10 protein-coding genes are annotated in these 12,228 nt (G+C 71.5%); 3 read left to right on the top strand and 7 right to left on the bottom strand.

Going from position 1 to position 12,228, the window contains the following annotated elements:
• The coding region (locus ABT297_RS37010; protein ID WP_350557237.1) for an ROK family protein at nucleotides 1-413 on the top strand (413 nt) is incomplete at its 5' end.
• Here the strand turns inward: ABT297_RS37010 and ABT297_RS37015 are convergent.
• From ABT297_RS37015 to ABT297_RS37025, 3 genes are all read right to left on the bottom strand, one after another.
• On the bottom strand, nucleotides 400-1,008 hold the full coding sequence (locus tag ABT297_RS37015) for a C40 family peptidase (RefSeq protein ID WP_350557238.1): 609 nt from the start codon (nucleotides 1,006-1,008) through the stop codon (nucleotides 400-402). The two genes, ABT297_RS37010 and ABT297_RS37015, sit on opposite strands and share 14 nt — an antisense overlap.
• 81 nt (nucleotides 1,009-1,089) lie before the next feature.
• Nucleotides 1,090-1,917, bottom strand: a complete 828-nt coding sequence (locus ABT297_RS37020; RefSeq protein ID WP_350557239.1) for an SDR family NAD(P)-dependent oxidoreductase — start codon at nucleotides 1,915-1,917, stop codon at nucleotides 1,090-1,092.
• Between the two features lie 466 nt (nucleotides 1,918-2,383).
• A complete protein-coding gene (locus ABT297_RS37025; RefSeq protein ID WP_350557240.1) occupies nucleotides 2,384-2,965 on the bottom strand; it encodes a hypothetical protein in 582 nt (193 codons plus the stop codon).
• A gap of 1,647 nt (nucleotides 2,966-4,612) precedes the next feature.
• Between ABT297_RS37025 and ABT297_RS37030 the strand changes: the two genes are divergently transcribed.
• Nucleotides 4,613-5,818 (top strand): trans-sulfuration enzyme family protein, encoded by a 1,206-nt coding sequence (locus ABT297_RS37030; RefSeq protein WP_350557241.1) that lies wholly within the window; start codon nucleotides 4,613-4,615, stop codon nucleotides 5,816-5,818.
• Here the strand turns inward: ABT297_RS37030 and prfH are convergent.
• The 4 genes from prfH to ABT297_RS37050 form a co-directional block, all read right to left on the bottom strand.
• Nucleotides 5,733-6,428, bottom strand: coding sequence for a peptide chain release factor H (prfH, locus tag ABT297_RS37035; RefSeq protein ID WP_350557242.1), 696 nt, complete (start codon nucleotides 6,426-6,428; stop codon nucleotides 5,733-5,735). The genes ABT297_RS37030 and prfH overlap by 86 nt on opposite strands.
• Nucleotides 6,425-7,543 carry an RNA ligase RtcB family protein gene (locus ABT297_RS37040; RefSeq protein WP_350557243.1) on the bottom strand — a complete coding sequence of 373 codons (1,119 nt, stop codon included), beginning with the start codon at nucleotides 7,541-7,543 and terminating at the stop codon, nucleotides 6,425-6,427. Before ABT297_RS37040 ends, prfH begins: the two co-directional genes overlap by 4 nt.
• A gap of 175 nt (nucleotides 7,544-7,718) precedes the next feature.
• Nucleotides 7,719-9,374, bottom strand: a complete 1,656-nt coding sequence (lysS, locus tag ABT297_RS37045) for a lysine--tRNA ligase (RefSeq protein ID WP_350557244.1) — start codon at nucleotides 9,372-9,374, stop codon at nucleotides 7,719-7,721.
• Nucleotides 9,375-9,450: 76 nt separating this feature from the next.
• Nucleotides 9,451-9,846 carry a response regulator transcription factor gene (locus tag ABT297_RS37050; protein WP_350557245.1) on the bottom strand — a complete coding sequence of 132 codons (396 nt, stop codon included), beginning with the start codon at nucleotides 9,844-9,846 and terminating at the stop codon, nucleotides 9,451-9,453.
• A gap of 61 nt (nucleotides 9,847-9,907) precedes the next feature.
• Between ABT297_RS37050 and ABT297_RS37055 the strand changes: the two genes are divergently transcribed.
• Nucleotides 9,908-12,172 carry an ATP-binding protein gene (locus tag ABT297_RS37055; RefSeq protein ID WP_350557246.1) on the top strand — a complete coding sequence of 755 codons (2,265 nt, stop codon included), beginning with the start codon at nucleotides 9,908-9,910 and terminating at the stop codon, nucleotides 12,170-12,172.
• The last annotated feature ends 56 nt before the right edge of the window (nucleotides 12,173-12,228 follow it).

The raw sequence follows: 12,228 nt of genomic DNA on the forward strand, positions 1-12,228 counted from the left end.
GGGACCTCATGGTCGACGGCCGGGCGATGGCCCGCAGCCTCGGCCGGGCCGACCCCGAGGACCCGCGCGCGTTCGCCGGGGAGGTCCTGGCCGCCGCCCGCGCCGGCGACGGGCCGGCCCGCGCCGCCGTGACCGCGGCCGCCGGCGCCCTCGGCCGCGGCATCGGCGCCCTGATCAACGCGCTCGACCCGGCGGTGGTGACCCTCGGCGGCGTCGGCGTGGAGCTGCTGGAGGTCGCCGGGGACGCCATCTTCGCGGCGGTACGGCGGGCGGCGATGGCCTGGCGGCGAGACGGGCTCCCGTCAATCGTCCCCACGGAGCTGGGCTCGCGCGGCCCGTCGATCGGTGCCGCGGAGTCGGCCCTCGCCGCCGTGCTGGCCGATCTGACCCGGGAGCGGGTCACACGTCGGTGAGGTGCACGTAGGCGACGACCCGCTCGTCGCGGGGCAGCGCCTGCAGCCGCACCGACACGCCGGTGTGTCCGGCATTGATCACCTGGTCGCCGCCGACGTAGAGCACGACGTGCCCGCCGTCGTTGGTGAACACCAGGTCGCCGGCGACCAGTTCGGCACGGGTGACCCGCGCGCCGACCTTGATCTGGTCGTACGTGACCCGGGGCAGCCGCACGCCGGCCGCCTCCCAGGCCCGCATCACCAGGCCCGAGCAGTCGAACGTCTCCGGCCCGGCGGTGGCGAACCGGTACGGCTTGCCCACCTGCGCCTGGGCGTACGCGATCGCGGCGGCCACCTTGCGGGCGCGGATCGCGGCGGCGTCGTCGCGCAGGACGAGGGTCTGACCGATACGGATCAGGGTCGAGGTGCCGAGGTTGTTGAGCCGCTGCAGCTCCGCCACGGTGGTGCCGTTGCGGTGCGCGAGCCCCCACAGCGTGTCGCCGGACCGCACCACGATCGTCTGGGGTGCCTCCGCGGCGAGGGCGTTGTTCTGCGGTACCACGAGCAGCGCCCCGGCCACACCGGCCACGAGCGCGCTCAGCCATCGATGTCGCATGCAGGCACCATAACGAACAAAGTTCGTGTTTGTGGCAAATCGGGCCCAGATCCGGCTCGGCGGACACCGCCCGCGTTCCACCTATCGCCGCGATAGGGCCTCTTCGGTGAGGCGATGCAGCCGCGTCGCGGCGTTGATGTCGAACGAGCTCTGGTTCAGGCTGATCGGTTGGTCTTCCCACAGGGCGGTGAGCGGTCCGGCGGGCGGGTTGTCGATGACATCGACGATCGGGACGATGGACTCCTCCGGGGACTTCGCGGCGTTCAACTTCATCTGCTCGATCTGGGCCGCCGTCGCCGGGTCGAACTCACCGGCGAGGCCGGTGCGCGTGCCGCCCGGGAATTGCAGCACGTAACGGATCCCCTCGTCGCCGTGCGCCGCCGCCCAGGAGACCCCGAGGAGATCGTTGAGCTTGCCGCCCTGGAACATCGCCTCCCAGCCGTCGTACCTCCGCTCCAGCTCAAGATCATCCCAGTGGATGTGGCCCGATATACCCGGGCCCGCTACATTGACGACCGTCGCCGTACCAGCGTTCCGCAGCGACTCCACGAGTCCGTGACTCAGGAGGAACCGGCTCAGGTAGTACAGCGCGAAGTTGTGCTCAAAACCCTCCGCGGTGACCCGGCGGTATGACCGGAAGAACCGTGCGCACAGCACCAGGGCGTCCACGGCCGAGAATGTATCCGCGATCTCGCCGAGAACCCGCTTGTTCTCGCTGACGAGGCTGAGGTCGGCCGGTATGAAGAAGACCCGCTTTCCGGCCCCCCGCTTCTCCGACTCCTCAATGAAGCGTTCGCCCTTGACCGGATCGGGGGCGACGACGAGGACGTTGTCCCCACGGTCGCGACAAGCGCGGGCCAGCGCCAGGCCGATGCCGGATGTCCCGCCAGTAATGACAATATTCTTCACAAAAAACCCTTCGTCTATGGATGCGAAGTGGGGTGTCGAGCAGCCGGAATTCCCGATCCAGGTACACCTTCGTTAGGTCGGGACAAATCCTATCGTATCGGTCGGTATTTCTATAATAGCCATGACAAGTTCCTATAATCATCATGCAAAGTCGAGGGCCGCAAGAGCGTAGGAGCGGCCAGGTCAAGTGACCTATGTCACTCGGCTGGGACGGTGCTCGGCGCGGCTCGACAGAAGTGACGAACTAGTGGATGGAACCGCCGCTCAGGTGTGCCGCGACCGGGGGAGTCGCCGGCGGACTCGGCGACCTCCGCCGTTCGCCGGTGGTTTCACCGTGCAGCTGGACCGCGCCTACGACTACGGCCCGAGCCGGGACCTCCTCGCCGAGCTGGGCTTCGACGCCGTCAGCGCGACCGCCGCACCCGCACGCGCTACCGCTGGGACACCCGACCCACCACCCGCAGGCTCAACGAACACCTATTACCGGTCGCTCTACGCTTCGCCCCCGGCGGCTTCTGAGATACTGGCGTCGGCCGTCCAGGTAGGGCTCGACCTCTGTCACCCTGACGAGGACGATGCTGCGTGGATCAACGCCGCGTGACTCGACCACGATGCCCGTGCCGTCCAGGATGGCAGTCTGGAACCATCGATCACTCTCGTTCACGCTCTGCGTCTCGACCATGGGCCCGTCGATCTCGACGGTGGTAGCGAGTGTGCCGGTGCCCAATTCGTCGGGCATGGTGCGGGTGGCGCGTGGCGCGGCTGCTGCGATGGCAGCGAGCCGCTGCATCCTGACGACGTCGTCGGGTCCGGTCGCGGTCGTGATCACGTGGCAGTACGGCCCGCCGGATTCCGGGTCACCATGCAGCAATCCAGCGGACGCGAGTCGGCCATCCTCCCACGACCAGTTACCAGTCATGGCGGGGTCGGGGCCGTCGCGCATCGCCAACAGGAGAACGCCGGGTGCGGCGGCACGCATTCTCGCATCGATTTCGTCTTGCATCGCCCAAAAGCGACCTGGATCGATCTTGATTGGAGCTGCTTTCATCGAGGTGATCTCAGCGGGAACTGCGTAGGTCTCGGTTTTCCGAATTGGGTGAGCGCGAGCGCGGCGACATGGGCCACCAGTTCCTTGGGCACGTCGACCATGGCACGGTATGTGATCACGTGGAGTCCTCGCCGTGGAGAAGGATCTTGTGGTGAGAACTCATCTGCCGAAGGCTCCACGCCCCGTCCAGAATTGTCCAGTGTGGATGATCCGGGCGTGTCATCCAGACGGACTGCCGTTCGGGGCGGTGGTTTCGGTCGGGTTCTGGGATAATTGCATGTATGGGGCAGCTGGGTTTGTTTTCAAGGGCGGAGTTGGCTGCCATGCGCGACCCGACCAGATCGCGTCGTTACTCTCCGGCGAAGGAGCAGTTCCGCCGGGAGCACGCACGGCATCGAGACTGGGGTCTGGCCAGAAGGCACGCCGAGAAACTCCGCCGTCTCCGCGGCGACACCCCGCCGGCGGTCAGCGACCAGCGGGACGGCTCGGTGCACGGCTCGGTGCAGGGGCCGGTGCCGCCCTCGCCGCCTCCGCCGGTCACGCCGCCTGACCAGGCACAACGTCCCGCGAGCAGCACTGCGGCAAGTGACTGCGATCCCGCGCCGCGTCAGGTGGACGGCGACGGGCGGCCCGGTCCTGGTCCTGGTCCTGGTCCGAAGCGTCGTCGCGCATCCACGCCACAGCTGCGCCGGCCCGCCGGTCCGGCAACGCATCGAACGGTCGGCGGCAATATGCGGCAATCGGTGCATCGCGGCCGTCGTTCGGCAATGCCGCGCACGGCCGATCGGCATTTCCGCCGAATACTCCGCGCGGCAGGAACAAGCAGCCACTTTCCCCATGGACCGCCGGTGCAGATTCCCGAACGACGTGAATCGTAGCGAGCATGCCGCCGGGATGTGACCGCCACGGGCATACCGTCCACGTCGGACAGTGCTGGAAGCTGGGCGAAGCCCTCGATAGATGAGTTCTCACCACAAGATCCATCTACTGATGAGGACTCCATCCGTGATAGGGCCCGGCAAAGTTGCGAGTTGCGAGATGTCCGAATTGTCCAACCATGCTGTTATCGCTCAGAGTCTCACGAACGGGGGGATTCTCTCGGGGGTCGGATCGCGGTTGGCGTTCCAAAACGGACAGAGCCCGAATTTGTCGGTGCCCTGCTATCCGTGGTCGCCTATCGTGCCGTCCTTTTGACGTGCCGAGGGAACCGGTCCGCTACGTGTCGTGCCTGCTGGCCATCGACCGCCGCACCCGACCTGCCCCGGACAACCGGGCATACAACGCGCTGCTGCCCACCAACGTGCACCCGGCGAACGCGGCTTCGCGCTGCTCACCAACCGTTGGCGCACCCACGCCACGTCACAGCCAGCCCACCATCGGTGACACCGTCCGCGCTGGCCTCGTCCTCGCCCATTTCGAATACCGGAACCTACCGAATCCTTGCTGAGAGCGCATGTTTGGACACGACGAAATTGGGATTGGAGGCGCGGAATCCGCTCAGCCTACGATGCACGAGGCCGCGCGGCACATCGAGAGTGCCATTCTCGGCCGGCGAATGTGCGGCGCGGTGGTTGAAGAGGTGGAGAGGGCTCTGAACGCACATGAGCCGCAGAATTGGGCGCGGCGGCGGGCGATCATACTTGGGCGATGGCGATCGACGACGCATCACGGCTCAGCATTACCCGGCTCCTGCACCCGGCCGTCGAGGAGCGGCCCGGTGGCATCCCCGTGACGACCCCTGTCTACCAGACGAGCACGTACGAGCTGCCCCGCACCCCGGAGGCGGCGCGGATCGCGGCGGCGGTGGCGCCGACGGGGTACTACACGCGGTACGGCTCCCCGAACAACGCCGAGGCCGAGGCGATGCTCGCGGACCTCGACGGTGCCGAGCGGGCGCTGCTGCTGGGCAGCGGCATGGCCGCGGTCAGCGCCGCGCTGATCTCGAACGTGCGTGCCGGCACCCGGGTCGTCGCCCAGACCAACCACTACGCGGCCTCGCTCACGCTGCTGCGCGACGTGCTGCCCTCGTTCGGGGTCGAGGTCCGTCTGGTACCGCAGGAGTCGCTGCACGAGGCCGTCGACGCGGACACCGACGTCGTCTACGCCGAGACCCCGAGCAATCCCGCGATGGTGCTCACCGACCTGGCCGCGGTGCGCGCCGCGGCCCCGGACGCGCTGCTCGTCGTGGACAACACGTTCGCCACCCCGTACAACACCCGCCCCCTCGACCTCGGCGCGGACCTGGTGGTGCAGTCGGCGACGAAGTACCTCAACGGCCACAGCGATGTTACCGCCGGCGTCGTCACCGGCCGGGCGGAGCTGATCGACCGTGCCTGGGAGACCGCCCGCGTGCTGGGCCCGACCTGCCACCCGTTCGAGGCTTGGCTGCTGGCCCGCGGCCTGCGCACGTTTCCGCTGCGCATGGCCCGGCACAACGACAACGGCCGCGCGGTCGCCGAGGCCCTGGCGGCCCACCCGCGGGTCGCGGCGGTGCACTATCCGGGCCTGTCCACCCACCCGCAGCAGGCCCTGGCGCGCCGTCAGATGACCGGCTTCGGCGGCATGCTGTCGTTCACGGTCGAGTCCGCGGAGTTCGCCACCCGGGTCCTGGCCTCGACGAGGCTGGCCCGCAACGCGGTGAGCCTGGGCGGCATGGAGACGCTGATCACCCACCCGGCGTCGCTGATCTTCTCCCACGGCGGCACCGCGGACAGCGTCGACGCGTCCCTGCTGCGCGTCTCGGTCGGCCTCGAGGAGCCCGTCGACATCATCGCCGACCTGACCCGGGCCCTGGACCTGGCCTCAGATCCGGCTTCGGAGCTGACGCTGGACCTGATGCCGGACCCGGCCTGACCGGGCGCTCGACGCGGACCGGGTCGCCGCGGACGAGCTCGTCGTGCATGTGCCGTCTCGCGGCATCGAGGGCGCGGGCGGCGGCCGCGTCGCCCTCGCCGAGGCGGCGGCGCAGCAGGTCCAGGGCGATCCGCCGGTTCTGGCCGAACTGCCGCTCGGTGTCGACCACGACGACCAGGCCCGACGGCCGGTGCGTCGCGCGGACCGCCGTGCTGACCTTGTTGCGGTGCTGGCCGCCGGGGCCGCCGGTCCGGCAGGCAACGATGTCCACGTCCGCCTCCGCGAACGGCGTGCTCGGGGCGTCCAGGTCGCAGGGGCCGGCGATGACGTACCAGTTCTTGCGCCCAGCGCCGGTGCGGTACGGGCTCGGCGCCTGCCAGCACAGCGTCCCGGTCCACGCGGCGGCGAACCGCCCGGCGTCCTCGCCGCCGAGGTGCAGCAGCACCGACCGGTACGTGCCGCGGCGGTCGCCGGGCACGCTGCGCACCCGCCGGGTGGCCACGCCAAGTCCGGCGGCCTCGGCCTCCAGACGGGCGGCGAGCTCGGCGACGGCCCACGCGCACTCCAACGGCCCGCGACCGGCCGACATCAGCAGGTGTACACCCGTCATGACCGGCCCCGGCGTGGCTCCCGGTCGGCGGTCTTGTACGTGACGACCGGGGCCGTGGTGGCGATCGGCGTGGCCAGGCCGTGCTCGACGAGGTCGGCGACCACCTGCTCGATGCGCTTGTACGCGCCCGGGGCCTCCTCGAACAGCAGCTGCCGATCGCCGCACACCACGACCGACCCGAGCGGGGTGCGGCGTAGCTCCTCGACGGTGTGCTTGGCCCGGTTGCGGACCAGCGCGTCGGCCCGGGACATCTTGCGCCCGGCGCCGTGCGCCACCGAGTGGCCGGCCTCCGGGCCCGCGTGCGCGGCCACGAGGTACGACGCGGTGCCGCGCGTGCCGGCGATGAGCACGTCCCGGCCGTCGCCGGGGGCGGCGCCCTTGCGGTGCAGGTACGCCCCGTCGCGGATCTCGACGAGGTTGTGGCATTGGTCGACGATCGGCTCGGCGGGCCGCGCGCCCAGGGCGCCCGCGACCCGGGCGGCGATGAGCCGGCGGTTGAGCGATCCCCACCGTACCGCGGCGTCGTGCATGGCCAGGTAGGCCTCGGCGTCGGCGGCGGGCCCGGCCCCGTGCGCCTCGGTGTGCTCGCGCAGGATCCGCTCGCCGAGGCCTCGGGATCCACTGTGGACGATGAGGACGAGGTCGCCGGCGGACAGCCCGAGGCGGGCCGCGTGGCCCGCGTCGAGGACGGTGTGGACCCGCGCAAGCTCGGCGAAGTGGTTGCCGCGGCCGACGGTGCCGAGCCCGTCGAGGTGGCCGGCGGGGACGTCCCGCGTCGCGAGGCCGAAGTCGCCAAAATCCCCGGGATCCAGGGGTCTGTCGAGGTCGGGGAAGCGGGCGGCGAGCCGCTCCGGCACGAGGCGCTTGAGGGCGATGGGGAACACCGCGATCCCGCACCCGATGTCGGAGCCCACCAGGTGCGGGTACAACACCGAGGTGAGCATGGCGGCGCCGATCGGCGCGCCCTTGCCCGGGTGCAGGTCGGGCATGCCCGCGACGTGGAGCATGCCGTCGAGGGCCGCCACCTGGCGGCACTGGTCGACGGCGGCGGACTCGATCCAGCTCGACGGGGAGGCGAAGACGGTGACGGTGGCAGAGTGCTGCGAAGCGGACAACGACGCTCTTTCCCTGGGGCGGGTGCGGACGGATGGCAGCACGGCGCACCGGGTCGGTGCGCGGGCGTGGTGCCGGCGGAGGAGTCCGTCAGAGCGTCATGGGCACATGATTCCCCGACCCGGCCGAGCGCGGCAAGCGGTTTTCGGCCGGGCGGGGGAGCTCAGGCTGGGGAGTTCAGGCGCCGACGAGGGTGCGGACCCGGTCGGCGCCCAGGGAGAGCAGCAGGGTGGGCAGGCGGGGGCCCGACTCGCGGCCGACCAGGAGCCGGTACAGCAGCGAGAAGAACTCGCGCTGGGCCGTCTTCAGCTCCGGGGTCGGTTTCGTGTCCATGGGCAGGCCCAGGCGGATCTTCGGCACGCCGTACACCAGGCTGGTCAGGCCCTCGAGGGACCACTGCTCCGCCAGGCGCTCCGCCAGCAGGCGCAGCGCGGCGCGCTGCTCGTCGTCCAGCGACGCCAGCAGCTCGGTGTCGGGGGCCGTGCGGACGTGGGTGCGCTGCTCGTCGGGGACGTAGGTGGTGACCCAGCGGACCGCGCAGTCGAGGCGGGGGCGGGTGTCGTCCAGCGAGACGATCGGGTCGGCGGGGTCGATGTCGGCCAGGATGCGCAGCATCTGGGCCGGGTCGCCGACCGTGATGTCGGCGACGGAGGCGAGCATGCGATACGGCAGCCGGCGCGGCGTCACCGGCAGCGGGCCGGCGGCGGTGCCGATCGCGCGGTGGTGGGCGGCGGCGTCGGCCGGCGGGGCGGTGCCCTCGCCGACCTTGCGGCCGAGGGTGTCCCACTCGTCGTAGAGCCGCTGGATCTCGTCGTCGAACGCGATCTTGAAGGACTGGTTGGGGCGTCGGCGGCTGTACAGCCAGCGCAGCAGCGGGGCCTCCATGATCTGCAGCGCGTCGGCGGGGGTGGGCACGCCGCCGCGGGAGCTGCTCATCTTGGCCATGCCGGCGATGCCGACGAACGCGTACATCGGGCCGATCGGCGGGCGGGCGCCGAAGACCTCGGCGACGAGCTGGCTGCCGACGACGTACGACGAGCCGGGGGAGGTGTGGTCGACGCCGGAGGGCTCGAAGTGCACGCCCTCGTAGGCCCAGCGCATCGGCCAGTCGACCTTCCACACCAGCTTGCCCTCGCGGTGCTCGGACAGCAGCACGGTCGCGCCGTGGCCGTAGGAGCAGGTGTAGGTCAGCTCGGTGGTGGCGTCGTCGTAGGCGGTGACGGTGGTGGTGTCGCGCCCGCAGACGGAGCAGTACGGCCGATACGGGTAGTAGCCGGTGACGCTCTCGCCGTCCTCGTCGTTCTCCTCCGGCGCGATCTTCGTGCGGTACTTCGCGAGCACGCCGTCGATGTGCTGCCGCTCCCGCATGGCGAACAGGATCTGCTCGGTGTACGCCCCGGAGCGGTACATCTCGGTCTGGCTGATGCCGCGGTACTGCACGCCGAGCTGCTCCAGCGACGCCGCCATCGCGGCCTTGAAGTGCTCGGCCCAGCTGCCGTAGGGGCTGCCGGCCGGCGGCGGCACCGAGGTCAGCGGGCGGCCGATGTGCTCGCTCCACGACTCATCGACGCCCTCGATGCCGGCCGGCACCTTGCGGAAGCGGTCGAAGTCGTCCCACGACAGGATGTGCACGACGTCCTCGCCGCGGCGGCGGATCTCGTCGGCGACCAGGTGCGGGGTCATCACCTCGCGCAGGTTGCCGAGGTGGATCGGCCCGGAGGGGCTCAGCCCGGACGCGCAGACGATCGGCCGGCCCGGCGCGCGGTCCTGCGCGGATGCGATGACCTCGTCGGCGAAGCGGGCTACCCAGTCGTCCTCGATGCTGTGCGTCACCCTGTCATTCTGTCCGATCCGGCCGGACACGCCGAATCCAGGGGTTGGCGCCGCGGCCGGGCGCCGCCCATGCGGCCTAGGAGGCGCTCGCCGGTCGATCCGTCCCGGACTGCTCCAGCAGCGTCTCGATGCGTGCCATCAGCTCGCTCGGCTCGAACGGCTTGACCAGGTAGTCGTCGGCGCCCGCGTCGAAGCCGGAGCTGACGTCCAGCCACTGGCCGTGCGACGTGAGCATCAGCACCGGCATCAGCTCGGTGTCGGCGGTCCCGCGCAGCGCCCGGCACACCTCGATGCCGTTGATGCCGGGCATGCTCACGTCGAGGATGGCCAGGTCGGGCCGCTCGCGGCGGGCGGTGGCCAGGGCACTGCCGCCGTCGGCGCAGGCGAGCACCTGATGCCCGGACGTGTCGAGCAGGAACGTCAGCAGATCGCGGATCGCGAGATCGTCCTCGGCAACCAGGACCGTCGGCATCGCACCCCTCCAATACCTCGAATCGAGTATACGAACAAACCCACTCAAATATGCTTGAGTGGTGCATTCCAGACGGCGGTACGTGTCGCTCGGGCTGGCGGCGGTCGTGCTGATGCTCGGCCTGACCGCGACCGCAGGCGTGAGCGCCGCGCTCGCGTCGAAGGAGCGCCGCTCGGCCGCCCAGGAGATGGACCGGCAGGTCGACCTCGCGCAGGCCGCGGTCGCCGGGGAGGTCCGGCGCTACCTCGACACCGTCGACACCCTGGCGGTCGCGCTCGCCTCGCACGACGTGCTGACCCCGGAGGCGTTCGAGCGGATCACCGCCCGCGTGCCGGGGGAGAACCTCCCCGGCGCCACCGCCGTGGTCTTCGTCGTGCCGGCGGATGGCCGGGCCGCGGCTGAGCCCGGCGCCGTCGCCGCCGTGCAGGACGCCTGGCGCGCGGCGGGCGCGAACGGCCTGACCCTGCGCCCCGCCTCGGGCGTCGCCGAGCACTTCTTCGCCGTCTACGGCCGTCAGCTCGACGGCCGGCCGCCGGCCCCCGCCGGCGCCGACCTCGCCGAGGTGCCCGCGATCGCCGACGTGCTGCGCCAGGCCCGCGGCCTCGGCGGCGCCGCGATCTCCGACGCCGCGCTGCTGCCGGATGACCCCGATCGGCCGTCGGCCGGGCGGCGCCGTGCGCTCAACCTCGCCACCCCGGTGCTCGGTGCCGGCGGCCGGCTGCGCGGCTTCGTCCTGCTCGGCCTGCGCGGGCAGGACTTCTTCGGCGGCGCGATCGGCGAGGTGCTGCACCCGCGGGTCACCGCGACGCTGGCGGCCAACCGGGAAGGCGGCGGGCTGCTGCCGGTCGCGACCGCGCACCCCATCGCGCCGCCGTCGGACGCGCTGCGCCGCACGCGGTACCTGGACATCGCACATCGGCGCTGGCGCCTCGACGTCGCCGCCGACCCGCGTGAGCTGCCCGGCGCCTCCAGCGACCGGCCGCTGGTGGCCGCGGCCGCCGGCGCGCTGCCGAGCGTCCTGCTCGCGGCCCTGGTGTACCTGCTGAGCTCGCGCCGGGCCAAGGCGATGGCGCTGGTCGAGGAGGCGACCCGGGACCTGCGCGCCGCCGGGCGGGAGGCGCGCGACCGGGCCGCGCTGCAGCGGGCGATCCTCGCCAGCGTCAGCGAGGGCGTCACGGTGGTCGGCGAGGACGGCCGGGTGCTGTTGCACAACCCGGCCGCCCGGCAGCTGCTCGGCACCGCCGAGGACGCCGAGCACCTCGAGGACTGGCCGGCGCACTACGGCGCGTACCGGCCGGACCGCGTCACCCCGTTCCCGGCCGACGAGCTGCCGATGGTGCGGGCGCTGCGCGGAGTGCCCGTGGACCGGGCCGAGATGGTGATCCTGAACCCCGCGCACCCCGACGGCATCCTGGTCAGCGTCAGCGCCCGGCCACTGGACCGCTCCGGCGGCGGCCCGCGCGGCGCGGTCGCGGTGCTGCACGACATCACCGAGCTGCGCCGCCACGAGACCGAGCTGGCGCAGTTCGCCGCGGTCGTCGCGCACGACCTGAAGAGCCCGCTGACCGCGGTGCACGGCTTCGCCGCCGTCGCCGCGGAGGCGCTGGCCGACGCCCCGCCACGGCCGGAGACCGCCGGTTTCGCCGTCGAGCGGATCCGGCAGGGCGCCACCCGGATGCGGGCGATCATCGACGACCTGCTGGCGTACACCACCGCGCGGGACGCCCCGCTGCACCTCGCCGAGGTGGACCTGCGCCCGCTGGTGGACGCCGTGGTGGCCGAGCGGACCGCGCCGCGGCCGGCCGCGCACCTGTCCCGGGCGGTACCCGACGGGGCGCCGCCGGTGCCGTCGGTCCGCATCGGGCCGCTGCCCGTCGTGTGTGCCGACCCGAACCTGCTGCGCCTGGTTGTCGACAATCTGGTCGGCAACGCCATCAAGTACACGCCGGTGGGCCGCCCGCCCCAGGTGGAGATCACCGCCTCGACCGGTGGCGGCGGCGTGCGGCTGGAGGTCGCCGATCGCGGCATCGGCATCCCCGACGAGGAGAAGGGCCGGGTGTTCGACTCGTTCTACCGCGCGAGCCCGGTCGACTATGGCGGCACCGGGCTCGGCCTGGCGATCTGCCGGCGGATCATGGAGCGCCACGGCGGCTCGATCGCCGTCGAGGACAACCCGGGCGGCGGTACCCGCTTCAGCGTCCTCCTGCCCCGGGAGCCAGCGGACGCCGCCCGCCCGGACGGTGGCTGGCGGCGGCTGCAGCGCCCGGCTGAGACGCGGGCGATCACACATGCGATGGCCCGGTCGGCGCCCGGCGTCGAACCGTAACGCGACATGAAGTCTCATTTAGAATCCTTGACATCGAGGCGCTTTAATTTCAACCT

Origin of the sequence: Dactylosporangium sp. NPDC000555 (assembly GCF_040300025.1) — a bacterium.
Lineage (GTDB): Bacteria > Actinomycetota > Actinomycetes > Mycobacteriales > Micromonosporaceae > Dactylosporangium.